This window comes from Streptomyces sp. NBC_01320 (assembly GCF_035974375.1).
GTDB lineage: Bacteria > Actinomycetota > Actinomycetes > Streptomycetales > Streptomycetaceae > Streptomyces > Streptomyces yanii.
Genome location: NZ_CP108390.1, coordinates 9,330,406 through 9,353,919, shown reverse-complemented (window position 1 = coordinate 9,353,919; position 23,514 = coordinate 9,330,406). Strand labels below are relative to the sequence as shown.

Genomic DNA, 23,514 nt, shown 5'->3' with positions numbered 1-23,514 from the left:
TGTCACGACACCCTCCGGTTGTCGATGGCGTCCACGTCCCAGTCGATGCCGATCCCCGGAACGTCGGGCGCCACGGCCAGCCCGTCGCGGACCGTCAATTCACTGCGGGTGACGGCCCGCAGCTGCGGGATGTACTCGACGTACATGCCGTTGGGCACCGCGGCGGCGAGGCTGACATGCAGTTCCATCAGGAAGTGCGGACACACCATGACGTTGTGGCTCTCCGCCGTGTGCGCGACCTTGAGCCAGGGCGTGATCCCGCCGACGCGGGCGACGTCGACCTGCACGATGGAAGCGGCGCCCGCCTCGAGGTAGTTGCGGAATTGCATGGGCGAGTACATGGACTCGCCGACAGCGACGGGAATCCGCGTCGCACTCGCCAACCGGGCATGGCCACTGATGTCGTCCGCCGGCAGGGGCTCCTCGAGCCAGTAAGGGTCGTAGGGCTCCAGCGCGGCTGCCAACTGGAGGGCCGAGGACATCGTCTGCGACTGGTTGGCGTCCGTCATGATGTGCAGCGAGGAGCCGACAGCCTCCCGTACGGCGCGCAGGCGCTCCGCGTCCTCGGCGGCATGCGGCTTGCCCACCTTGATCTTGACACCGGCCCACCCGGCCTCCTGGGCCTGGAGCGCTCCCTTCACGAGTTCCTCGGTGTTCAGGTGGAGCCAGCCGCCCTCGGTGTCGTAGACCGGAACTTCCTGGCGGTGGCCGCCTGCCAGCCGCCACAGCGGCTCGCCCGCGCGCTTGCAGCGCACGTCCCACACCGCGGTGTCGACGGCGGCGAGCGCGAGCGAGGTGATGGCTCCAGTGGTGGTCGCACGGGTCAGGGCGAACAGCCGCTGCCACAGCGCCTCGACGTTGCGCGCGTCCTGCCCGATGAGGACGGGCAGGAGGTGGTCCCGCAGCAGGGCCAGTACGGAGGTTCCGCCGGTGCCGATGGTGTAGGCGTAGCCTGTCCCCGCGCTGCCGTCCGCCGTGGTGATGTCGACGAGTACCGTCTCCTGCTTGACGAAGGACTGCACCGCGTCGGTGCGGTCCGTCTCCACGGCGATGTCGGCCAGCTTGGCCGTGGCGGTTGTGATGATGCTCATCTGGTGATGTCCGTTTTCTGTAGTGCGGGGACGGCAGGGGTCAGCTGCACGCAAGGACTTCGTCAGCGAACTGCTTCTTCAGCTGATCGGTCTTCGTCTGCCTCGCACTGTCGTAGGCCGTGATGTTCTCCTTGGTGACAACGAAGGAGCCGGAGTCGACGGACTGCCCTGGCGTCCGCATGGTGCACTGCTTTGTCTGCAGCAGCGCGAGTGCCCATGCGCCGACGTCGGCCTGTCCCACCGGGTTCTGCACGACGGTGGCGGTGACCGTGCCCTGCTTGATCGAGCTGAGGATCTTGGCGTCGTCGTCGATGGCGACGACCTTCGCCTGCGAACCGGAGCTCCTGACCGTGTCGGCGGCGGCGACGGCCGGGTTGTAGGCGGTGGAGACAATGCCCTGGATCTGCTTGCCCTTGGCTGCCAGCAGGTCGGACACCGCCTTCTGCGCGGTCTGCAGGTCCTTGTCGATGTCGGTGACGGTCTGCAGCAGCTGCACCTTGCCGCCCGACTCCTTCACGGCCCTGGCGACGCCCTTGATCCGCAGCTGGGTGTTGGCGTCCACGTTGTTGCCCGTCAGGTGGACGATCTTGCCCTTGCCGCCCATCGCCTCGATGGCGGCCTTGGCCGCCTTGTACGCGGCGAGTTCGACGTCCGTGGAGAGGCAGAAGTCGGCTTCGTTCGTCGTGCCCGCCGGGCAGGAGCCGAGTGAGGCCACGGCGAAGCCCTGGGACTTCAGGTCCGCGAACGTGGTGTTGATGTCCGTCGGCGAGACACCGAAGACGCCGAACGCGTTGTAGCCGCGCGCGGCCAGGGTGGACAGCAGGTTGTTCTGCTTCTGCTGGTCCCACTCCGCCGTCTCGTCGAACGTCACGTCCCCGAGCTGGTAGGTCTTCCGAGCGTCGGCGCCGGCGGTCTTCCAGGGCTGGAAGTAGGGGTGAGCGCCACCGGGCACGAGCGCAACTTTGGTGGCTGATCCGTCCGCGAGCTCCGCCGTGCCGCTGCCCGCCCGCGCGGTCGTGGGAACCTGCCCGCCCGCCGGTTCATCCGAGTTCTTGATCGTGCAAGCTGTCGAGCCCACGGCCAGCACCGCGACGGCGACAACTCCCGGCAGGAGAGATCTCGTTCGGAGACTCATCTCCCTCACCTCCAAAATCAAATAGGAAATCGATGCGGCGATGATGCGCCAATCGAGTCACCTCGTCAAGACCCGCGAGCGGTGCGGAGACCTCGCTGGCATGCGCTGCAACCATGGACCCGGCCGCACGTTCAGAGCCGTTCGCCAGGAAGAGTTGCCAGCTGGACCCCAGCCCACTACCGCCTTCCGGTAGCCCCGCAGGCCAGGCGCCCGAACTCGCCCCACAACGCCACGGCTCCGGAGGGCGACGGCCTGAAAAGTCGGGACGCACCCCTTGACTGACCACCGTCGACCCAAAATCATATAGGAAATTCACTACAGCCCTAGGGGAAGTAGGAGCGATGCGTTCTTTGAGAACACGCCTGGCCGGCGCCGTCGCGGTGCTCGGCCTGCTGGCCACAGGCGTCTCCCAAACTGCCACGGCAGCGGAAGGTGCCACGGCAGCCGACAGCGCACCACCCGGCAGCGAACCGCGGAACCTGGTCTTCGGCACGGCGGCGACCCAGAGCAGCACCTATGAGGGCGGTGCCGCGAACCGCGCCGCCGACGGCAGCACGAACGGAAGCTGGGGCCGCGGTTCCGTCAGCCACACCGGCCTGGAGTCCCAGCCGTACTGGCAGACCGACCTGGGGGCCGCCAAGAAGGTCGACAAGGTGGTCGTCTGGAACCGCACCGATTGCTGCACCGAGCGGCTGTCGAACTTCTGGGTCCTCGCGTCCGACACCCCCATCACGGCCCGGAGCCTGACCGACGCCCGCAACCAGGCCGGCGTCACCGCCACCAAGGTCAGCTCGCTCTCCGGCCCTTCGGCGCAGGTGGCGATGACCCGCTCTGCCCGCTACCTCCGTATCCAGCTCGAAGGCACCGACTACCTCTCGCTCGCCGAGGTCCAGGCCTTCGGTGACGAGGTTGTCTCGCCGTCCGCGGACGCGCAGAAGTGGGTGAAACACAGCCCGTTCGGCATGTTCCTGCACTTCAACATGTCGACGTACCAGAACACCCAGTGGGCCGACCCCAACGGCAACCCGGCCGACTTCAACCCAACCGCTCTGGACCCGGAGCAGTGGGCGCAGAGCATGAAGGACGCCGGGATGAAGTTCGGCGTGCTCACCGCCAAGCACCACGACGGCTTCTCCCTGTGGGACACCGCCCAGTCCGACTACGACGTCGCCAGGAGCCCGTACAAGGGCGGCAAGGGCGACATCGTCCGCGAGTACGTCGACGCCATGCACGCCAAGGGCCTCAAGGTCGGGATCTACTTCTCCATCTGGGACAGGCACAACGGCGACTCGACCGAACTCATCCAGAACCAGCTGCGCGAACTGCTCACCAAGTACGGGCAGATCGACTACCTCTGGTTCGACGGCTGGGGCTGGCACGTCCCGTACTCCAAGATCCCCTACCAGCCCGTGCGCGACATGATCCGGGAGGTCTCACCGCACACCGTGGTCGCCAACAACGACCACTTCGGAACGCTCCAGACCTCGGACGTCATCGTCTACGAGGTCCCGGTCCAGGGCATGCCCCCCGCCACCAACGCCCGCCCCGTCGACGCCAGCGACACACTGGACACCAACAGTACGTGGTTCCACACCACGTCCACCGGTGAACCGCGACCCGCGAGCGACATCGTCGACAACCTCCACAAGGCCAACGCCGGCAACGCCCTCTTCCTGCTCAACGTGGGCCCCGACCGCACCGGCCGCCTGCCACAGAACTACGTCGACCGGTTGAAGGAGATCGGCTCCACGTCCTGATGCGAGTCCACCGCCGCGTCCCGTCGGCCCTTGAACGAGGCTGAAGAACACCGCGTGGTGTACGTCTGCCCGCACCCCCGGTCGGGGTTGCGGGCAGACGTACACCACGACCGGCACCACGGAGGAGTTCCGCCGCCCCGTCGGCTACACCCCGGGGTCTCGTAGGCGCCACGGACCCCTGTGACCGGGAAAACGGCGCCGCACCCCGCGCCTGTGCGACGTGGCACTTCGGATCTCCACCGGCTGATGCCGGGAGCGCCCGTCTGGTTCGCAGGCGTGCGACTCCCCCGGCGGCTCAGCCGCCCCCCGGCCGCCGCCACAGGTCGATGGGTACGTGGCGCACCGCCCGCCCCGCCTCGTCGAGGATCCAGCCCATGCGCTTGGGATTGCCGAGCGTGAGGGAGCGGTCGGCCATAGCGACTTCCGGAAAGCGCTCGGCGATGTACGACTCCAGGCGCAGCACGTCGGAGGTGGAGCGCACCCAGCTGTTGACCACCAGGTTGTGGTTCGAGGTGGTCGCCGCGCACATCCGCACCTCCGGCAGCGCGGCCAGTGCGGGGCCGACCCGGGCCAGCGCGTCGGAGGGCACGTTCGCGTGGAAGGTGGCGAACACCGGATACGGCGAGTAGGTGTGCGCCACCTCGCAGCGCGGCAGCGCGGCCCCCGTGCGCACCATCCACGCCACCCGGCGCCGCACCGTCGACTCACTCATTCCCGTACGTCGGGCCAATTCGCCGTATCCGGCGCGCCCGTCGGCGCCGAGTGCGAGCAGCAGCTCCCGGTCGGCCTCGGCCGGTGCGGGATCGACGTCACCCACCGCGGGGGGCGCCCCGGAGCGGACCGCCTCGCGCTGGTCGCGGCTGATGGCGCGAATGTCCCAGCGGGAGCCTTCGGTGAAGAACCGGGTGACGATCCGGCTGTGTGTGGCACGCACCCCGGGCAGTCTCCCGAGGACCTCGGTGTGCAGCCGGGAGAGGTCGGCCAGGGAGTCCACCATGACGTTGAGGGACAGGTCGTGGTGGCCCGCTGTGTGCTCGATGCTGGCTATCTGCGGTTGCTCGCCAAGCGCGGCCGAGATCGCCGGGATGCGGCCGGGTTCGCAGTCCACGCCGACGATGGCGACACAGTGGTGGTGGTTGACGAAGGCTCCGCCGTACGCGGTCACCCAGACCAGGCCCTGGGCGCGCAGCCGCTCCCAGCGCCGCGCCGCCGTCACCGGGCTGACCTCGATGGCCCTTCCTACCCGCGCCCAGGACGCGCGGGGCGCGGTCTGGAGCGCATTGACCAGGGACAGATCCAGCTCGTCCAGCAAGCCGGTGGCGGAATCGGTCACTGTGGCATCTCTCCTGAATGAATTATGCAGAAATCCATGGGGTGCACTCCAGGAGTTTCAAGCTACTTGCGTGATTTGGCAACGGCCGCCGGCCGTCCGCCGCGGTGGCTGTCGGTCTCTCGGCAGCCGACCACCGACTCGCGACATGTCTCGGAGTTCGCCATGCGCCTTCCGTGGTTGCTGACCGCCGTGCCTGTAGTGGCCCTGCTGTCAGCTGTCTGGCTGCCTTTCGTCAACGGACCGCACTTGTGGTTCGGCATGCCGTCCCTGCTGGTCTGGTCCGTCGTCTGGGTCCTCGCCCTGACCCCTGCCCTCGCCTTCGTCGAGCGGCGCCACACTGCGCTCGCTGCCGGCCCCCAAAACCTCCAGGAGGAGCGCCGATGAGCACCGTCCTCGTCGTCTGCGTCGTCGGCATAGTCGTCATCGGCCTACTCGGCATGATGGGCCGTCGCAAACCCGCCGCCAGTATTGAGGAGTGGAGCGTCGGAGGCCGTAACTTCGGCGCCCTGACCACCTGGTTCCTGCAGGCTGGGGAGATCTACACGACCTTCACGTTCCTTGGCCTCGCGGGCCTCGCCTTCAGTTCCGGTGTCGCGGTCGTCTACGCCCTGCCGTACCTGCCCATCGCCTACGTCGGCCTCTACGTCATCAGTCCGATCGTGTGGCGCATCGGGCGCGAACGCGGCCATGTCACGCAAGGCGACTTCTTCGCCGACCGCTACCGCAGCCCCCTGCTCGGCACCGTTACCGCTGTCTTCGGCGTGCTCTTCCTGCTGCCCTATCTGCAACTGCAGATCACGGGACTCGGCCTGGTCGTCGAACTCGCCACCGGCAAGGACAACGTCGGAACCCCCGCGATGATCCTCGCCTCCGTGCTCATCGTTGCCTTCGTGTTGTGGTCCGGCATCCACGGTGTCGCCAGGACCGCGTACTTCAAGGACGCCCTGATGTTGGTCGTCCTGATCGTCCTGCTCGTCGCTGTCCCCGCCCACTTTCATGGCGGGCTCGGCAGCCTCGGCGGTGAACTGCGCTCCCACCACAGTGAGCTGCTCAGCGTCCCGCACAGTGGCCCGCACGGCACCATCTGGTTCTTCACCGCGATGCTGACCAGTCTGTTCAGCGTGCTGTTCATGACAATGCCTCACGGCTGGCCCGCGGTCATGGCTGCCGACTCCGAGCGCGCCCTGCGTAAGAACAGCATCTGGATGCCCGTCTACGGAGCTACCCAGGCCATCCCGATCATCGTCGGCTTTGTCGCGATCACCGCGCTCTCGGCTCCCGTGAACGGGAACAACGGAGTCCTGCTCACCCTGGTCTCCCAGACACTGCCCGCTTGGCTCGTGGGCGTCGTGGCCGTCGCAGCGGCCGCCACTGCCATGGTCCCGGCCGCCGCCATCGTGCTCGGCATGTCGACCATGGTCGCCCGCAATGTGCTGCGCGTACAGGACCGCCGTCGCGCGCTCATCGTCAACCACGCCACCGTGGTGGCCGGTGTCGGGGTCGCCCTCGTACTGGCTATCGCCCGGCCTGATGCTCTCGCCAACCTGCTCCTGCTCACCTACAGCGGCCTCGCGCAGATGGCCCCGGCGACGGCCGCCGCCCTGACCAGGCGCCCGTTGCTACGCGCACCGTCGGCGGGGGTGGGCATTGTCGCCGGCGAGGCCGTCCTCATCTGGCTGACCTTCGGCGGCATCTACGACGGTCCGGTCAGCCACGGTCTCATCTCCCTGGCGGTCAACGTACTGGTGGCAGTCGTGACCGAGGCGGTCTCGCGCCTGCGGAGCAACCGTGCCGCCGAGGAGGAGCGGGAGGCCACGGCGCCGGCCCCGACACCCGTGCGCTGACGTTGCAGTCCCTTCCCTAAGAGGAACCGTCATCACGAGCGACCGTCCGCCGGACGTCGCCACACCACCGCACCGCCCCCTCGTTCCCGTTCGGCCGCCGTCCTCGTAGACATGTCCAGCCGCACGGGAACGAGGAACAAGAAGGAGACCGAACGTATGACCGCCGCGACCAACAGGCAGCACAGCCCCGTCGCCCCTCCCACGCCTGTTCGCATCATCCGGGCCCACCGCATCACCACCCTGGACGGCGAGGCCGACACTCGGGTCCTCGCCACCGTCGGCGAGCGGATCGCCGCAGTCGGCGAGGCAGCCGAGGCGTACACGGCACTGCCCGGCGCCGAGACCGTCGATCTGGGCGACGTCCACCTGGTGCCCGGCTTCCACGACGCGCACTGCCACCCCATGGAGGTGGCCAACGCCGCTCTCCGCGTCGACCTGGGCGCGGGCGCCGGAACCCCCCGGGAGCGGCTCGCGGCGCGAGTGGCCGCCACCGAGCCGGGCCGATGGATCGTCGCCCAGGGCTACAACCCCGCCACAGACCCCGACGGCCGCCTCGACCGCACCGCGCTCGACGCGATCACCACCCGACACCCGGTCCTGGTGATTCACTTCTCGTTTCACATGGCGGTCGCCGGTTCCGCGGCCCTGATGCTGACTGGTCTGCACGACGGCAGCGGCCCCCAGACCGGCGGCGACCTGGGCCGCGACACGACGGGCCGACTGGACGGCTGGCTCTACGAGCGGACCTGGTTCGACCAGCTCTACCGTGCCTCCGGCGAACCCGCCCTGCTACCGCAGGAAGCGCCCGAGGCCCTGCTCGAACCGCTGGCCGACGTCTTCACCGCCTACCACGCGGCCGGCGTCACCTCCGTCTGCGACGCCGTGACCACCCCGGCCGCACTGCGCACCTATCAGCGCATGCGCGAGCGCGGCCGCCTGACGATGCGGGTGGGCGCCCTCCTGTGGCATCGCTACGTGGACCCCCTGCGCCACGCGGGCCTGCACGCCGGATTCGGCGACGAGTGGCTGCGCATCGTCGGCGCCAAGATCATCATGGATGGCGCGCTGGCCGGGGGCACCTGCCTGTGCCGCGACCCCTACCCGGCCGAGACCGGGTCCGACAACGGAATCCAGCTCCTGGACGAGACCGAGCTCGCCGACGCAGTTCTCGCCCTGCACGCGGCGGGCCTGCGCGTTGGCGTGCACGCCAACGGCGACCTGGCCATTTCCCAGGTCCTCGACGCCATTGAGGCGGCCCGCGCCGCCCACCCCGAGCAGCGGATCAACCACCGCATCGAGCACTGCTCCCTCGTCGACGAGAAGCTGGTCCACCGGATCCGCGCCGCAGAGGTCACCCCGGTGCCGTTCGGCGCATTCGTCCACGGGCACGGCTCCAAGCTGCGCCGCTACTACGGTGACGCGCGCGCCGCACGGGTCAGTGACCACCGCTCCTTTCTGGACGCCGGCGTCGTCGTCGCGGGCTCGTCCGACCACCCGGCGGGTCCCCTTGAGCCGCTGCTCGCCCTCCAGACGATGGTGACCCGGCGCACCAGCGAGGGCGATGTCCTCGGCGCCGACCGGGCCCTGACGGTCCGTGAGGCTCTGGGCGTCTACACCGCCGGCTCCGCGCGCGCCACAGGCGAGTCCCACCTCAAGGGCCGCATCGCTCCCGGATACCTGGCCGACTTCACCGTGCTCGGCCAGGACCTGTTCGCCACCGCCCCCGACGCCCTCGCGGCCGTTCCGGTGCGCGCCACGTGGGTGGGCGCCCGTCAGGTCTGGTCGAACGGCGACGGGTGAGCGCCACGGTGGCGCGCAGGACGGGGCGGGCAACGTGTTTCACAGCCACTTCTGGGCGGCGGCGCGCTTGTTCTTGACGGAGAAGATCCCTGCCGACCGGAGGGCGCTGGCCATGAGGGGATCGGCGACGGCGACCCCGTGCACGAGCTCTGGTGTCCGGCGGAAGGCTACGTCCTCAACCGCTCGCCTGGGGGCGGTCCAGGCACCGGCTGTCGGTTCCACGCCATGCCGGGCGCAGACCGCCTCGGCCAGCGAGCGCGGGCATTCCTTCTGACCTCGGACAACTTCCCAGGCCAGGGGTAGCTCCGCCTATCGCCCGTAACGTCCACGGTGCACATCACGCACGCAGCACGAACCTGCAGGTCAGGACCGCTTTTCGGCGGACTCAAGAATCGCCACGCACTCCACGTGATGGGTCATCGGGAAGACGTCACGAGAAGCAAGAGGCGACAACATGCAGGCCAGATGGGGATACACCGCTATGCAGGCAGGTCGTCGGCCGTCAGGAGCGTGAAACGAGCGTCGCGACCCAGCAGGCTCCTGCGCTCCCCCGTCTCCGGAGCACCCGCTCAACGCCACGACAACAGACACCACGGCGGCCTGCGCCTCCGTCGCCCGCGATGGGCTGCCATGTTCCGCTCCCGAATCCCCGTACGTACAAAGGGAGCTGGGTGTACAGGAGCGCGAGTCCGGGAGATGAGCGGATGAACATTAGACACATTTGGCTAGATTCAGACCAAGACGCACATGACGGCCCCCATAGGGGCCCGGGGGCCCTCACTGAAAACTCACGTCGGGCGCAAGAGTGCTGCGCGACTCAATCCATCGGGTAGAAATCAGGCTCCGGAAACGGCCTCGCGATCGAGAACGGCTCGAACTCCGGATCCGTCAATACTCGGTAGACGAACTCGGAGGTGCACATGCTCACTTGTTGCCAGGGGTACGGATCACCTTGCGTGACGATGGGCCAGCTCGCCGGATCTTCCTCCGCGGACGCCAGCCAGAAGTAGTTGCACTCCATCTCACCGAACGCCCAAGGAATGAGCCCCCGCCGACCGGGCCGGTACATCTGGTACGGCTTGAAGACAGGGTCGGGCCCGTCTTCCGGGCTGAGGTCGAGGTGCCCCAGAACCCCCGTTCCCACCCCCGCGAATGCACCACCAAAACTCACTCCCGCACGCCACCACTCACTTCGGCTCAGCAAACCGACAGCAGCTCACAACCCCATGGACCGCAAGGATCAAGGGCCGTGAGCGCCCGCGACACCCCGAGTTCAAACTCGGTGGCTGGACATACACCTATCGTGCCAAGGACGCCGCGCCTTGGTACGCCAATCCGGCCTCCCTCTTCGAGCCCATCGTGGCAACTGCCACTGACAGCGAAAGGCGCTGCGCCTGGTCTGCCAATGCGCCGAACTCTCCGGACGTTGTCAGCACATCTAGACGTCGACGGACCGCCCCCGGCCCGCACCGACTCCGACGCAGAGAACTCGACCTGACGCCTTGCCAGTGACGTCAGCACAGGGTCAGCATTGACCCGCCCGAAGACGGTTACGCAGGACGACAGCTGCACATAGGCTGTCCTCCCCTGAGATGTCCGCTGACCTGGCAGAATGTAGCCCTGGAGCCGATCCGGCAGCGCTAGGAGCCGCCCCGTGTTCTATTACGTGCTCAAGTACGTCATTCTGGGGCCGCTGCTGCGCTTGCTGTTCCGGCCCAGGATCGAAGGACTGGAGCACATCCCGGAGGACGGTGCGGCCATCGTCGCCGGCAACCATCTGTCGTTCTCCGACCATTTCCTGATGCCCGCGATCATCAAGCGGCGCATCACCTTCCTCGCCAAGGCGGAGTACTTCACCGGCCCGGGTCTCAAGGGAAGGCTGACTGCCGCGTTCTTCCGCAGCGCCGGGCAGATTCCGGTGGACCGGTCCGGGAAGGACGCGGGGCAGGCCGCGATCCGTGAAGGGCTCGGGGTCCTGAGCAAGGGCGAGCTGCTCGGGATCTACCCGGAGGGCACCCGTTCGCACGACGGCCGGCTCTACAAGGGCAAGGTCGGTGTCGCGGTGATGGCGCTCAAGGCGCGGGTGCCCGTCGTGCCGTGCGCGATGGTCGGTACGTTCGAGATCCAGCCTCCCGGCAGGGTCGTGCCGCGCATCAAACAGGTCACCATCCGCTTCGGTGAGCCGCTGGACTTCTCCCGCTACGCCGGCATGGAGGACCAGAAGGCGGCGATCAGGGCGGTCACCGACGAGATCATGTACGCGATCCTCGGGCTCTCCGGTCAGGAGTACGTCGACGAGTACGCGGCCAAGGTGAAAGCCGAACAGGCCGAGCAGGCGAAGAAGTTCCCGAAACGGCGACGCTGACGGCGAATCCGCGAGGGGCGAACTCCCATGGCCCGACGAGCCGGCCGCCGCCTAGCGTGCACCTCATGGGCAAGGGACACGCATGGGTTCTCGGAGCAACGGGACAGATCGGGCGGGTGGCCGTGCGGGCACTCGCCGAGGACGGCTGGAAGGTGACGGCGGCCTCGCGCGCGGGCGGCCGGGACGAGCGATGGGCCGATGAGGTACGGGCAGTCGCCCTCGACCGCGACGAGGAGGGGGCACTCGCCGCGGCGCTGGGCGACGGGTGCGACGTGCTGGTCGACATGGTGGCGTACGGCGAGCAGCACGCCCGGCAGCTGACCGGGCTCGCCGACCGGATCGGTTCGGCCGTCGTCATCTCCAGCGGCGCGGTGTACGAGGACGACCGCGGCCGCAGTTTCGACACGCAGGGCGAGCCCGACGGCGCGCCGCAGTACCCGCTGCCGATCCCGGAGACGCAGGCCACGGTGGCACCGGGCGCTGCCACGTACGGGACCCGGAAGATCCGGCTGGAGCGGGATCTGCTGGCGGCGGGTGACGCCCTGCCGGTGACGCTGTTGCGTGCCGGTGCGATCCATGGCCCGTACTGCCGCTCCCCGCGCGAACTGTACTTCGTGAAACGGCTCCTGGACGGCCGCAGGCGCCGGGTGCTCGCGCACAACGGTGCGAGCCGGTTCCATCCGGTCCATGTGTCCAACATCGCCGAGCTGATCAGGCTCGCCGCCCTGCGGCCCGGATCGCGGGTGCTCAACGCGGGCGATCCGACGGCGCCCACGGTCGCGGAGATCGCGTCGGCGATCGACGGGGTGCTGGGTCTGGAGGCGGAGACGGTGCTGGTGGACGGACCGCCTCCCGCGGGGCACGTGGGCGAGACGCCGTGGAGCAGTGCCCATCCCATCGTGTACGACATGACGGCCGCCGAGAAGGAGCTCGGCTACCGGCCGGTCACCGGCTATGCGGAGTCGCTGCCGGAGACCGTCGAGTGGCTCGCCGCGCGGCTGGACGGACGGGACTGGCGGGACGCCTTCCCGGCGATGCTGCGGGCGTACGGCGAGGTCCTCTTCGACTACTCGGCGGAGGACGCCTGGCTGGAGCGGTACGACCAGGAGGCGTGAACGGTCCTCGTACGGCAGGACGGGCGGCCGGTGCTTCCTCCGGCCGCCCGTCCCCGTCACTCAGTCGCCTACGGCTTCGGCGTGGCGTGCGGGGTGCACGTCACGTCCTGCCCGTCGGTCTGCCCGGTGAGCAGGTAGGTGTCCACCCGCTCGTTGATGCAGGGGTTGACCAGGCCCGTGACGCCGTGCGAACCGGCGTCCTTCTCGGTGATCAGACGCGAACCCTTGAACCGCTTGTGCAGCTCGACGGCGCCCTCGTACGGAGTGGCGGCGTCACGCGTGGACTGCACGATCAGCACCGGCGGCAGACCCTTGCCGGTCTTGACCTCCAGCGGGGTCTGCTGCTTGGCCGACCAGGTCGCACAGGGAAGGTTCATCCAGGCGTTCGCCCAGGTCATGAACGGGTAGTCCTTGTGCAGCCGGGTGTTGTCGCGGTCCCACTTCTGCCAGTTGGTGGGCCACTTGGCGTCCGCACACTCGACGGCCGTGTACACGGCGTTGCCGTTCTCGGAGGAGGCGTTCCCCGCGAGGTCCGACATGTCGGGGCCCGCGGCGTCGACCAGCGCCTGGGTGTCGCCGGCCCGGTAGTTGCTCCAGGTCCGGGCGACGAGCGCCCAGGTGGAGTCGTAGTACGGCGCGTTCTGGAAGAATCCGATGAGCTCGGCGGGTCCGACGACCCCACCGATCGGGTTCTTCTTGGCCGAGGCACGCAGCTTCAGCCACTCCTGCTCCACCTGCGCAGGGGTGGTGCCGATGTGGAAGACCGCGTCGTTCTGGGCGACCCATGCCTTCCAGTCGTCCCAGCGCTTCTGGAAGGCGATGTCCTGGTTGAGGTTGGCCTCGTACCAGATGTTGTCCTTCGCCGGGTTGACCACGCTGTCGACGATCATGCGCCGGACATGGTCCGGGAACAGCGTGCCGTAGACCGCCCCGAGGTAGGTGCCGTAGGAGACGCCCAGGAAGTTGAGCTTCTCCTCACCGAGCGCGGCGCGGATGACATCCAGGTCGCGTGCGGTGTTCGGCGTGGTCATGTGCGGCAGCATGTCGCCGCTGCGCTCGGCGCAGCCGTCCGCGTACTCGGCGGCGAGCTTGCGCTGGGCGCGCGTGTCAGCCTCGCTGTCGGGTACCGGGTCGGCCTTCGGGGCCTTCACGAACTCCTGCGGGTCGACGCAGGAGATCGGCGCCGAGTGGCCGACACCGCGGGGGTCGAAGCCGACGAAGTCGTACGCCTTCGCTGTCTTCGTCCACAGCGGGTTCTTGTTGGTGATCCGGGTGGGGAAACGCAGCCCGGAACCACCGGGGCCGCCCGGGTTGTAGAGCAGCGCGCCCTGTCGCTCCTCCTTCGTACCGGTGCTGACGTGCCGGTCGACCGCGAGCTTGATCTGCTTGCCGTCGGGCTTGGCGTAGTCGAGCGGTACGGTCACCCAGCCGCACTGGATAGGTGTGGCCAGGGCCCAGTCGGCCGGGCAGTCCTTCCAGTCGATGCCGGCGTGGGCCGCCCGTGCGGCGGCGATCTGGACGCCGCGCGCCTCCGAACCGCTGTGGTGGCGGCCGTCGGCTGTGGCCGTCGGTGCGGTTATCGCGCCGACTATGAGCGTGCCCGCGATCAGAGTGCCGGCCGAGCCGAGCACTGCTGTGCGTCTCAAGTGGAACCTCCCCCATTGTTTGAAGCGCCGCAGAAAGCGACGCAGTTCACATCGGGTCCTCCCGCGGATCCTGTCGCCTGTGGGGTTCCTGGGAACAGGCTGTACACGCACTTCTTTACCGAATCGATAACCGGAGACCCGTGTCCCGCTGAGCGGTGCTCACCCGCGTCAGGCGTCCAGCAGCTCACCCAGGGCGTCGTCCAGGACGGTACGCAGCAGTCGAGCATCGGGGGCCACCGCGGTCACCAGCACCCCGGGGCCCGCGAGGCGGGCGAGTACGGCGGTCGGCCCCAGCAGTCGGGTTTCGGGGCATTTGCCCTCGAACCCCGGGTCCACGACCAGGAGTTGACCGACCGCTCGATGGCCGCCGAGTACGGCCCCGCCGTCCCAGCCGCCGGGCGCCCCTGGACCGTACGCCACCTCCTGGTCGAGCAGCGGACGACCGGCGCGGTGGACGGTGAGGCGGGCACCGAGGGTGCCGGTGGACTCGCCGTGCCGACCGAGGACCTGCTCCTCACGCAGCACCAGCCGTGCCGTGGGGGCGAGTTCGACCCGGGTGGTCATGTGCAGCTCGCTGCCGAACGCGGAAATGAGCTGCTCCGGAAGCCAGTTGAGCACTCCCCGCTCTCCCACGGTCAACGCCACGTCGTACGAGGCGGGTTGGGGTATCCGACCGGGTCCTGGCAGCGCGACAGTGGCCGCGGCGGAGTCCACCGTGAGCCGGGCGCCCTCCTCGACGCGCGCAGCGATGGAGAGCCGGTCGCCGCCCAGCGGTGCGCTCATCGCGCCGACGACGGTGACGCGGGCGTACGGGGTGGTGGTGGCCCTGGTCCGGCGCAGGGCGAGCGGCCCGTCGCTCTCCAGCACGGGAAGGGCCGTGGCGCCGCGGCCGTCGAGGACGGCGGTGATCCGGGCGGCCGCCTGGACGCTCATGCGGTCCAGGCGGCGAGCTGTGCGCGCACCCAGGCCGTCACGGGTTCGACCCCTTCGCCGGAGGTGAGAGAGGTGAAGGCTACGGGCAGTGCGCCGCGCTGCTGTGCGGCATCGTGGGCCATCCGGTCCAGATCGGAGCCGACGTACGGAGCGAGGTCGGTCTTGTTGATCACGAGGAGGTCGGAGGTGGTGACGCCGGGGCCGCCCTTGCGCGGGATGTCGTCGCCGCCCGCCACGTCGATGACGAAGATCTGGGCGTCGACGAGGCCCTTGGAGAAGGTGGCGGTGAGATTGTCGCCGCCCGACTCGATGAGGATCAGATCGAGAGGTCCGACGTGGTCCTCCAGGTCCTCGACGGCTTCGAGGTTGGCGGAGATGTCGTCACGGATGGCGGTGTGCGGGCAGGCGCCGGTCTCGACGGCCTGGATGCGCTCGGGCGGGAGTACTGCGTTGCGAAGCAGGAACTCGGCGTCCTCGCGGGTGTAGATGTCGTTGGTGACGACGGCGATGGACAGCTGGTCACGCAGCGCGCGGCAGAGCGCGGCGACCGTCGCCGTCTTGCCGGAGCCGACCGGCCCGCCGAGCCCGATGCGCAGGGCGCGGCGGGTGCCGTCCGGGCGTGCGGCATCGGCGCTCACCGCGGCCGGGCCGTCGTGGGAGTGGTCGAGATGCATGGGGTGCGGCTCCTGGTGGGATGTGGTGCGTGTGGTTCTACGAGGCGAACAGGCGGACCGGCCACGCGGCGTGGGCCTCCGCGGTGATGTCGAGCAGCGGCGCCGATGCGGCGGGCAGCGTGTCGATGCCGCTCCGCGCGGCGGCGGCGGCCTGTTCGGCGACCCGGTCGAGTTCGGGCGCCAGGCGGGCGAGGACAGCGGTGGCCTCGAAGGGGTTCAGCGAGAGCAACCGGACCACCGCGGTGGCCGGTCCGCTGACCGTCTCGTACGCCACGCAGTGCGCCGCGTCCTCGGGCCCGAGCCCTGCCGCACGTGCGGTGAGGCCGAGCACGACGGGCTGATGGGCGCCGCGGGGGCGGGCCCGGGCGAGCGCGGCGAGTTCGGGGCTGGGCCAGGTGGCGCGGGCGGCCCGCATCAGCTGACGGCCGAGCTTGCGCGCGACCGCCCGCAGGGCGGGCGACGGGGTGCGCGCGTCGGCGGCCTCGTCGAGGGCGAGCGGGTCGAGGCCGTGGGCGGCCGCCGCGGCGAGTGCCGCGGTGGTGAGTCCGGTGGTGTGCAGGCGGCCCCGGCAGAAGGCGGCCAGGTCCTCGGCGTTACGGATGCGTCCTGCCTCGACGGCCGATTCGGCGCCGCCCGAGTGGGCGTGGCCACCGGCGGGGAACCGGCCGTCGGCGAGGACGAGCAGAGCTGCGCGACTCATCACATGCCCTGTCTCAGAAGAGGAAATAGCGTTGGGCCATGGGGAGTTCGGCGGCGGGCGCGGGTTCGACCGGCTCGCCGTCGATGGTGACGGCGAAGCTGTCCGGGTCGACGTGGACGCGGGGCAGGGCATCGTTCTCCCGCATATCCGCCTTGGTCACGCCACGGGTACTGGTGATCGGTACGAACCTCTTGCCGAGTCCGAGGCGTTCGGGCAGCCCGTCCTCGATGGCCGCGCTCGCGACGAAGTTGAACGAGTTCGCGGCGGGCGCCCGGCCGAGTGCGCCGAACATGGGCCTGGGCATGACCGGCTGCGGGGTGGGGATGGATGCGTTGGCGTCGCCCATCTGCGCGTACGCGATCTGTCCGCCCTTGATGACGGTCTGCGGTTTGACGCCGAAGAACGCCGGCTCCCAGAGCACCAGGTCGGCGAGCTTGCCGGTCTCGACGGAGCCGATCTCCTGGTCGAGGCCCTGGGCGACAGCCGGATTGATGGTGTATTTGGCGACATAGCGACGAACCCGATGGTTGTCGGCCCGACCGTCGCCGGGCAGCGGGCCACGGCGCTTCTTCATCACATGGGCGGTCTGCCAGGTGCGCAGGACGACCTCGCCCACGCGGCCCATCGCCTGGGCGTCGGAGGAAATGATCGAGATCGCCCCGAGGTCGTGGAGGATGTCCTCGGCCGCGATGGTGGACGGCCTGATCCGCGATTCGGCGAACGCCAGGTCCTCCGGCACGGCGGGGTTGAGATGGTGGCAGACCATCAGCATGTCGAGGTGTTCCTCGATGGTGTTGACGGTGTGCGGCCGGGTCGGATTGGTGGAGCTCGGCAGGACGTACGGCTCGGAGACCACGGTGATGATGTCCGGGGCATGCCCGCCGCCGGCGCCTTCGGTGTGGTACGCGTGGATGGAGCGCCCGGCGATCGCGGCGAGGGTGTCGGCGACGAATCCGGCCTCATTGAGGGTGTCCGTGTGGATGGCGAGCTGCGCGCCGCTCTCCTCGCACACCTTCAGGCAGGCGTCGATGACGGCCGGGGTGGCCCCCCAGTCCTCATGAATCTTGAATCCGAGTGCGCCGCCGCGCAGTTGAGCCCGCATGGCGTCGCCGGACATTGTGTTGCCCTTGCCGAGCAGCCCGATGTTGACGGGGTAGGTCTCCAGCGACTCGAACATCCGGGCCAGGTGCCAGGCGCCCGGAGTGACCGTGGTTGCCTTCGTGCCCTCGGCCGGTCCGGTGCCGCCGCCGACGAGCGTGGTGACACCGGCGGAGAGCGCCTGGTCGACGATGGTCGGCGAGATGAAGTGGACATGGGCGTCAATGGCGCCGGCCGTCACGAACTTGCCGTTGCCGGCGATGATTTCGGTTTCGGGGCCGATGACGAGGTCGGGGTGGACGCCGTCCATCGTGTCCGGGTTTCCGGCCTTGCCGATCCCGGTGATCCGGCCGTCGCGGATACCGATGTCCGCCTTGACGATGCCCCAGTGGTCGATGATGACGGCGCCGGTGATGACGGTGTCGGGGGCTCCTTCGGCGCGGGTGGTGCGCGCCTGGCCCATCGACTCGCGGATCACCTTGCCGCCGCCGAACACCGCCTCGTCGCCCGCGAGTCCGGGACCGCCGGAGCGATCCTCCTCGACCTCGACGAGCAGATCGGTGTCGGCGAGCCGGATGCGGTCGCCGGTGGTGGGCCCGAACAGATCGGCGTACACGGCGCGGTTGAGCTCAGCCATCGAGGGCACCTCCGGTTTCGCCGCGCAGGCCCGGGACGATGCGTCGTCCGGCGAGGGGCACGAGTTCGATGTCGACGGGGATGCCGGGCTCGAAGCGGACGGCGGTTCCGGCGGCGATGTTCAGGCGCAGGCCGTGCGCGGCCGAACGGTCGAAGTCCAGACCCGGGTTGGCCTCGGCGAAGTGGTAGTGCGAGCCGACCTGGACGGGCCGGTCGGCGGCGTTGAGGACGGTGAGGCGGGTGACGACTCGACCCGCGTTGAGCGGCACCGGCCCGTCCGCGTACAGGATCTCTCCGGGGATCACGGCGGCGCCCCGTCAGACGATCGGGTCATGGACGGTGACGAGCTTGGTGCCGTCCGGGAAGGTGGCCTCGACCTGGACGTCGTGGACCATCTCGGGGATCCCGTCCATGACGTCGTCGCGGGTGAGGACCTTCCGCCCGGACGCCATCAGCTCCGCGACCGTACGGCCGTCGCGGGCACCCTCCAGCAGATGCGCAGTGATCAGCGCGACCGCCTCGGGGTGGTTGAGCCTCAGTCCACGTGCCCGGCGCTTCTCCGCCACATCGGCAGCCACATGAATGAGCAGGCGTTCCTGCTCATGCGGGGTCAGTTGCAACGCGTCCACCTCACAGTCCTTCGCCCAGTCCGGTTCTGGGCACAGCGAGACATTAACCGCGCTCAACAGACTGTTGAAGGCAGAACCGCTGTCTCACGGCGAGGTGTTGCAGGTTAGTGCGCAAGTTTTTCCGGCGCGTTAACTGATCTTTTGCAGATCCATGGGCATCAGCCCGCGCAGGCCGTCCTCCAGCACCTCGGGCGCGGCGTCCCCGAACATTGCCAGCTGCGCAATGAACCCCTGGGCGGTGGCGATCAGCGTGCGGGCCACATGGTCGGACGGCACATCGGCGGCGGGCATGCCGGTGTCGCGGTACACCTCGACCAGCTCCGCCCAGGCCGAGGCCGGGGCGTTCGGGCTCACGGTGCCGGCCATCGGCGCGACCGTGGCCGGGTTCGCGGCACTGATCGGCCCGCCCGGGGGCGGGCTCGGCGCCCTGGTCATGGTGCTGCTGGGCAACCCGTTCTCCGGCATCACCAGCGCGCCCGAGTTGCTGCCCCGGCCGGTCGGCACGATCGGACAGCTGCCGCCGCCCGGCGCAGGCGGATCACTGCTGCGGTCGGTCGCCTTCTTCGACGGCAGCGCCGCGGGCGGCGCCGCACTGACCCTCACCGTCTGGGTGGCCCCGGGGCTGGCCGCCGTTCTCTCCCGAGGCCGACGCCGGGCACCGGCGGCGTTCCCGGCACCCGGCACGCCGGAGCCGGCCCTGGTGGGCTGAATCCCACCGTCACGGCCACCGTGCGCCCCTGCCGTAGCGGACGGGGGTGCACGGCTTTCCCGTGCAGAGGCGGTCAGTTGCCCCCGTCGCGCTGTCCCCGGTGTTCCGCCGCGATGCCGAAGCGCCGCCGTTCGCCCGGAGCGGACACCGCGGGGCCGATCGAGGAGACCGAGCTGATCACCTGCTCCTCCGCGACGGCCGCGTCGTTCTCCAGTCGCTCCAGGTCAGCGGCCGAGACGAGCGCCACGAGCGGCTTTCCGTGCCGCGTCACCACGACCCGCTCGCCGCCGTACACGACGCGGTTGATCAGTTCGGCGAGTTCAGCTCGCGCTTGCGTCACCGGAATCTCGTAGGCCATAGTCCCTAGCTTATGCAATGTCCACCTGGTCCGCCGTGGTCCATGGCGACAGCGATTGTCCAGGTCAGAGGCTCTCGTGTGCTCCCGTGCGCTCTCGTCTGTGAGAGATGTGTGAGACGAGGTGAGACGAAGAGTTTTCTGGTCGCCCTGAATCCTGGCGGGTCTCAGCGGGGATCGACGCCTCACATGACGCGATCGGGCCGAGACGGCACGGGCTCGGAAGGACTTCGAACCGGTCCTCGGAAAGCACGCGGGGTTGAGCGGCGACCGCAAGGAGTTCCTGCTGGTGCCGTACGGGGCCCCGCAGCGACCGCGCAGGACCCCGGTGGCCGCCGGTTACCGGCCACCGGGGTCCTGCGGACACAGGCAGCCGCGCGGGGTAGGGCACGGTCATGGTAAGGCCCGGCCGTCGAGGACGACATCGCCGCCGCCTGCGCGCATCCGAAGGCTGTCGCGCGCCTCAGAACCCCGGGGCCGGGAGGAAGCCCGGCCACCACGGGGGTACACCGCTGGGGCAGTTGTAGGTGGTGCCGCTCCAGAAGAGCGAGAGGGCGCACCAGGAAACGGCGAGGAGCGTCACCGCGAGGGCGTGGGCGTGGAGAAGGGGACGGTTACCAAGGAGGGCGCCCACCGCCACCCAGCCCAGCAGCAGGACCGCCCAAAGGCCCGGGATGAAGAGCAAGAGTAGGAAGCTGCTGGCATGGCCGCGAGCACCGCGAGAGCCAGCCCCACCACCGTGCCGAGACATCCATGCAGCCGTCGGTTCCCCATACGCCCCTCCGTTTGGCGACCGCTCCGGAAAGCACCGGAACCGCACCGCTCGTCACTGTATCCACCCGCTCCGCAAGCCCTGACCAGCGGAGACCGGCCCACCCCTTGACGGACGGGCCGGTCCCCGGCTGGGAGGATCCGGGCTATTTCTTCTTCACCTGGTCCACTCCCTTCGCGTACATCTACCCGATCGTGTCGATCACCGCGTCGTGGAACTGTTCCCTGGTCAGGTTGAGACCGTGCTTGTCGAAGTGGTCGATCCCGGCCTGCATCGTCATGTGGTCGCCCGGGTCGTCCTGTCCGACGAGGGCCCTGCGCCCGATTCCGGAAGCTGTGAGCGACACCGACGCCCGCCTCGCCTACGTCGCTGTCACCCGTGCCCGCAGCCGACTCGACCTCGGTGGCTTGTCATGGATCGACAACTACCCCCGACCTGGCCAGTGAATAGGCGGTCATGTGCGAAATCGATCTGCCAGGGCACCAACAAGCCGTCGTAGGAGTGAATAGGGGGCAAGACCACGCTCGAAGCCCGCAAAAGGGTGCTGCCGATGCAGCCCGCCATGTTCCCCCGGTCTCGACTGAGCTGGAAGCACCTGCAGCCGTCGTGCCGTAAGTAGCTGTTGGCGTGTCGAACCTGGGGACGGTACTTCCACTGGTCAGGCGTAAGGGCGGTGACTCCGTGGGAGTGGTGGGCTGTCGTGTCGTCGCTCCCTGGGAGGTCGCGGATGCCGTCGGTCGTCGGACTGCTGGAACAGCACGAGCTGGCCGCTCGCCGTCGAGTCGACGAGTTGTGGGAAGAGGCCGAGCTGGCCGCGGCCGAGCAGGAATGGCAGGAGCGGGCGATCGCCCGCAGGCGGGTCGATGTCGTGCTGGCTCCGGACGGCAGCAGTAGCGCGGACATGGAGACGACCCCGGATCCGCGGGAGGCGGACGCGCAGCAGCCGCTCCGGGATGCGGTGGAGCCCAAGTCGCAGGTGCCCATGTGGCGTGAGGGGCTGGCTTGGTCGGTGCTGTCGGTGGACTACCAGCGCATCCTCACGGTGTTCGTAGCTCGTCGGACAGATCATGTATGCGCGTAGCCTGCTGCTGCAGGTCTTCGAGGCCAAGCAGGCCCCGGCAGGACGTCGTCCTGCCGGGGCCTGCTTGGGTGTCAGCGGATTCAGGGCTGACGCGCCGCCTCGTGCAGTCGGTCACGCGCGGCCCTCAGCACGCCCTGCGACCACTCCCCACGGGTGACTCCCCCGGGCAGTCTGCTCAAATCGGCGTGACTGGCGCCCAATGCGCGGGCGATCGCCTCCACCGCGAAACCCTGCATAATATCGTCGTTGTACTCACCGCGGCCTTCCTCGGCGAGCTTCAGCAGGACGCGGAGGAGTTCGGCGTCGAACCCGTCGTGCAGGATCCACCCAGCCCCCGAGACCGCGGCCATGAACGCATCATCGCTTGTATCCCACTCGGGGGAGCCCAGCAACTCGAGGATCTGCTCCCGGTACTTCATCCCCACTCTCCAGTGCGCCGTGAGCACCTGCACGGCGAGCGCCGAGACCTCGGGATCCTCGGGGTAGATCAGATACGTGGCGATCAGCGGCTCGTATGCCGGGCCGCCCGCACGGGCCACCCCGTACAGCCGCTGGTAGAGCTCCCGGCCGGCCCGGCACTCGCTGACTGCTTGGGCGATCTGCTTCACCTCCTGCGGCGGGATGGTGCCGTCCTTCGCCCGTGCGATCAGCTGCCGCACATATGCATCATGCGCCACTGTCATGCTCCACTCACTTGATTCTGGGGACGAACTGCTCGGAGAAGTCCAGCATTCTGCTGGCCCGCCCCAGGTCGGCGACAAGAAGGTCTCGCATGGCGCCACTCGTCCCAGGATGGGCCAGCTTCCTGTTGATGGCTGCGATTTGATTGAGTAGGCCACCCTGGGCGTTGCGAACCTCGTCGACAGGACCCCAGGGGACACCGCTCACCTTCCGCTTAACCACCTCTCCTTTCAGTTCCCGTGCCGCCCCAGTGAGGTCCTTCATCGTCAAGTGCTCGGCAAGATTGTCGATCTTGGCGGAGAACGGCGAGGTGGGGATCTTGTTCGCGAGCTTGATCGCGTCGGCTATGTTGTCGAGTTGCTTGGGCAGCTTGGCCGCGTCGCCCGCGAGCGGAAGGAAGCCGGCCGCTCCGAGGGTGACCGCGAAGGTTCACCGGGTCCGGGCGGTCAGGGTGAGCTCCGAGTTGGGATGGTCTGGTCAACGATGTGGGGAGCCTGTCGTGCCCCCGGCTCTGCGACGATTGCTGAGTGAGCAAGCAAGAGTGGGACACATTGACCAAGTCTGAAGAAGCCTTCATGGTCAATTCCTATGAGATTGACATCCTGGCTGGTGTCTGGGGCGATCTCGACGAAGCCGACCAGTCTCGACCGGTCAACGAGCTGGCGGGAATCTTGCTCGCTCTCATCGATCGTGGGTGGCTCGAGGTCCGCCGACTCGCGCCGTGGACCTCCCCCGCCGGGGAGAGCGGGTTCCAGCCCGGCGAGCTGGTGCCTCGTGACCAGCTTCCGGCGATTCTCGAAGACGCGGCCAACTGGGAGTATCCCGAAGACGGGAACTGGATTGGCGCGTTGACCCTGGTCGAGACCGAGGCGGGAAAGAAGATCACTCGTCTTTCTCCCGAGGAGATGGCCGAGTAGGCCGTCGTGGCGGGAAGCCTCAGAGCCTGTCGGGTGGCCGGTTGATTACGCTGCGATGAGGTCCTCGATGGTCTTGGTTCGGGCGGTCTTGCGGTGGGATTCATGGCTCCACCGTGATGGCTGCCCGGCGAGCCGGACGAGCATCAGGCGGATCATCGCCACCTTGATCATGGCCTCGGAGGTCGCGGTCAGCCGTTCGTAGTCGCGGGCCAGCCGACGGTTTCGGACCAGCCAGCCGGATGG

Annotated in this window: 23 protein-coding genes and 4 pseudogenes; 9 read left to right on the top strand and 18 right to left on the bottom strand. The window is 68.8% G+C overall.

The features are described 5' to 3' along the window. Window positions 1-2 precede the first annotated feature (2 nt). Together OG395_RS42615 and OG395_RS42610 are read right to left on the bottom strand one after the other, a co-directional pair. Window positions 3-1,091, bottom strand: a complete 1,089-nt coding sequence (locus tag OG395_RS42615; protein WP_266988483.1) for a mandelate racemase/muconate lactonizing enzyme family protein — start codon at window positions 1,089-1,091, stop codon at window positions 3-5. A gap of 40 nt (window positions 1,092-1,131) precedes the next feature. Next, window positions 1,132-2,226 (bottom strand): substrate-binding domain-containing protein, encoded by a 1,095-nt coding sequence (locus tag OG395_RS42610; RefSeq protein WP_327247690.1) that lies wholly within the window; start codon window positions 2,224-2,226, stop codon window positions 1,132-1,134. Between the two features lie 341 nt (window positions 2,227-2,567). Between OG395_RS42610 and OG395_RS42605 the strand changes: the two genes are divergently transcribed. After that, window positions 2,568-3,983, top strand: coding sequence for an alpha-L-fucosidase (locus tag OG395_RS42605; protein WP_327247689.1), 1,416 nt, complete (start codon window positions 2,568-2,570; stop codon window positions 3,981-3,983). 295 nt (window positions 3,984-4,278) lie between these two features. On the opposite strand, the gene OG395_RS42600 is transcribed toward OG395_RS42605, so the two are convergent. Beyond that, entirely contained in the window at window positions 4,279-5,316 is a 1,038-nt protein-coding gene (locus OG395_RS42600) for an Lrp/AsnC family transcriptional regulator (RefSeq protein ID WP_327247688.1), read from the bottom strand. Window positions 5,317-5,478: 162 nt separating this feature from the next. Between OG395_RS42600 and OG395_RS42595 the strand changes: the two genes are divergently transcribed. The 3 genes from OG395_RS42595 to OG395_RS42585 all read left to right on the top strand — a co-directional run bounded on the left by OG395_RS42595 (window position 5,479) and on the right by OG395_RS42585 (window position 8,960). Beyond that, window positions 5,479-5,700 (top strand): hypothetical protein, encoded by a 222-nt coding sequence (locus OG395_RS42595; RefSeq protein WP_327247687.1) that lies wholly within the window; start codon window positions 5,479-5,481, stop codon window positions 5,698-5,700. Further along, window positions 5,697-7,160, top strand: a complete 1,464-nt coding sequence (locus OG395_RS42590; protein ID WP_327247686.1) for a sodium:solute symporter family protein — start codon at window positions 5,697-5,699, stop codon at window positions 7,158-7,160. The genes OG395_RS42595 and OG395_RS42590 overlap by 4 nt, the downstream gene beginning before the upstream one ends. Window positions 7,161-7,316: 156 nt before the next feature. Further along, window positions 7,317-8,960, top strand: a complete 1,644-nt coding sequence (locus tag OG395_RS42585; RefSeq protein ID WP_327247685.1) for an amidohydrolase — start codon at window positions 7,317-7,319, stop codon at window positions 8,958-8,960. Between the two features lie 817 nt (window positions 8,961-9,777). On the opposite strand, the gene OG395_RS42580 is transcribed toward OG395_RS42585, so the two are convergent. Then, window positions 9,778-10,131, bottom strand: coding sequence for a hypothetical protein (locus tag OG395_RS42580; RefSeq protein WP_327247684.1), 354 nt, complete (start codon window positions 10,129-10,131; stop codon window positions 9,778-9,780). Between the two features lie 483 nt (window positions 10,132-10,614). On the opposite strand from OG395_RS42580, the gene OG395_RS42575 reads away from it, so the two are divergent. Both OG395_RS42575 and OG395_RS42570 read left to right on the top strand, forming a co-directional pair. Further along, a complete protein-coding gene (locus OG395_RS42575) occupies window positions 10,615-11,325 on the top strand; it encodes a lysophospholipid acyltransferase family protein (protein ID WP_327247683.1) in 711 nt (236 codons plus the stop codon). 65 nt (window positions 11,326-11,390) lie between these two features. Continuing rightward, entirely contained in the window at window positions 11,391-12,440 is a 1,050-nt protein-coding gene (locus OG395_RS42570) for an NAD-dependent epimerase/dehydratase family protein (protein WP_327247682.1), read from the top strand. Window positions 12,441-12,508: 68 nt separating this feature from the next. On the opposite strand, the gene OG395_RS42565 is transcribed toward OG395_RS42570, so the two are convergent. From OG395_RS42565 to OG395_RS42530, 8 genes and pseudogenes are all read right to left on the bottom strand, one after another. Beyond that, on the bottom strand, window positions 12,509-14,086 hold the full coding sequence (locus OG395_RS42565; RefSeq protein WP_327247681.1) for an alpha/beta hydrolase: 1,578 nt from the start codon (window positions 14,084-14,086) through the stop codon (window positions 12,509-12,511). Window positions 14,087-14,254: 168 nt separating this feature from the next. Then, complete coding sequence (locus tag OG395_RS42560; protein WP_327247680.1) at window positions 14,255-15,019, bottom strand: urease accessory protein UreD; 765 nt, start codon at window positions 15,017-15,019, stop codon at window positions 14,255-14,257. Then, window positions 15,016-15,693: an urease accessory protein UreG gene (ureG, locus tag OG395_RS42555; protein WP_327247679.1), complete on the bottom strand. Its 678-nt coding sequence runs from the start codon at window positions 15,691-15,693 to the stop codon at window positions 15,016-15,018. Before ureG ends, OG395_RS42560 begins: the two co-directional genes overlap by 4 nt. Before the next feature lie 37 nt (window positions 15,694-15,730). Next, window positions 15,731-16,393 carry an urease accessory protein UreF gene (locus OG395_RS42550; protein WP_327247678.1) on the bottom strand — a complete coding sequence of 221 codons (663 nt, stop codon included), beginning with the start codon at window positions 16,391-16,393 and terminating at the stop codon, window positions 15,731-15,733. A 13-nt stretch (window positions 16,394-16,406) separates the two neighbouring features. Beyond that, window positions 16,407-18,128, bottom strand: a complete 1,722-nt coding sequence (locus OG395_RS42545; protein ID WP_327247677.1) for an urease subunit alpha — start codon at window positions 18,126-18,128, stop codon at window positions 16,407-16,409. Then, window positions 18,121-18,432 carry an urease subunit beta gene (locus tag OG395_RS42540; RefSeq protein WP_327247676.1) on the bottom strand — a complete coding sequence of 104 codons (312 nt, stop codon included), beginning with the start codon at window positions 18,430-18,432 and terminating at the stop codon, window positions 18,121-18,123. Before OG395_RS42540 ends, OG395_RS42545 begins: the two co-directional genes overlap by 8 nt. 12 nt (window positions 18,433-18,444) lie before the next feature. Further along, entirely contained in the window at window positions 18,445-18,747 is a 303-nt protein-coding gene (locus OG395_RS42535; RefSeq protein ID WP_266990894.1) for an urease subunit gamma, read from the bottom strand. A 138-nt stretch (window positions 18,748-18,885) separates the two neighbouring features. Then, a pseudogene (locus OG395_RS42530) lies at window positions 18,886-19,086 on the bottom strand (TetR/AcrR family transcriptional regulator); the annotation flags it as partial. Between OG395_RS42530 and OG395_RS42525 the strand changes: the two are divergent. Continuing rightward, a pseudogene (locus tag OG395_RS42525) lies at window positions 19,085-19,465 on the top strand (ABC transporter permease); the annotation flags it as partial. The pseudogenes OG395_RS42530 and OG395_RS42525 overlap by 2 nt on opposite strands. 73 nt (window positions 19,466-19,538) lie before the next feature. Here the strand turns inward: OG395_RS42525 and OG395_RS42520 are convergent. The 3 genes from OG395_RS42520 to OG395_RS42510 all read right to left on the bottom strand — a co-directional run bounded on the left by OG395_RS42520 (window position 19,539) and on the right by OG395_RS42510 (window position 20,938). Next, entirely contained in the window at window positions 19,539-19,823 is a 285-nt protein-coding gene (locus OG395_RS42520; RefSeq protein WP_327247675.1) for a type II toxin-antitoxin system Phd/YefM family antitoxin, read from the bottom strand. A gap of 460 nt (window positions 19,824-20,283) precedes the next feature. Continuing rightward, window positions 20,284-20,505: a hypothetical protein gene (locus OG395_RS42515; protein ID WP_327247674.1), complete on the bottom strand. Its 222-nt coding sequence runs from the start codon at window positions 20,503-20,505 to the stop codon at window positions 20,284-20,286. A 271-nt stretch (window positions 20,506-20,776) separates the two neighbouring features. Then, entirely contained in the window at window positions 20,777-20,938 is a 162-nt protein-coding gene (locus OG395_RS42510) for a hypothetical protein (RefSeq protein ID WP_327249775.1), read from the bottom strand. A gap of 381 nt (window positions 20,939-21,319) precedes the next feature. Between OG395_RS42510 and OG395_RS42505 the strand changes: the two are divergent. Next, window positions 21,320-21,649: pseudogene (locus OG395_RS42505) on the top strand (hypothetical protein); the annotation flags it as partial. 104 nt (window positions 21,650-21,753) lie between these two features. On the opposite strand, the gene OG395_RS42500 reads toward OG395_RS42505, so the two are convergent. Together OG395_RS42500 and OG395_RS42495 are read right to left on the bottom strand one after the other, a co-directional pair. Beyond that, window positions 21,754-22,350, bottom strand: a complete 597-nt coding sequence (locus tag OG395_RS42500) for a hypothetical protein (RefSeq protein WP_327247673.1) — start codon at window positions 22,348-22,350, stop codon at window positions 21,754-21,756. A 13-nt stretch (window positions 22,351-22,363) separates the two neighbouring features. Beyond that, window positions 22,364-22,690 (bottom strand): polymorphic toxin type 28 domain-containing protein, encoded by a 327-nt coding sequence (locus tag OG395_RS42495; RefSeq protein WP_442818791.1) that lies wholly within the window; start codon window positions 22,688-22,690, stop codon window positions 22,364-22,366. A 191-nt stretch (window positions 22,691-22,881) separates the two neighbouring features. Here OG395_RS42495 and OG395_RS42490 point away from each other — a divergent pair, with 191 nt between their 5' ends. Beyond that, complete coding sequence (locus tag OG395_RS42490) at window positions 22,882-23,271, top strand: hypothetical protein (RefSeq protein WP_327247672.1); 390 nt, start codon at window positions 22,882-22,884, stop codon at window positions 23,269-23,271. Between the two features lie 45 nt (window positions 23,272-23,316). Here OG395_RS42490 and OG395_RS42485 read toward each other — a convergent pair. After that, window positions 23,317-23,508: pseudogene (locus OG395_RS42485) on the bottom strand (hypothetical protein); the annotation flags it as partial. Window positions 23,509-23,514: the final 6 nt, after the last annotated feature.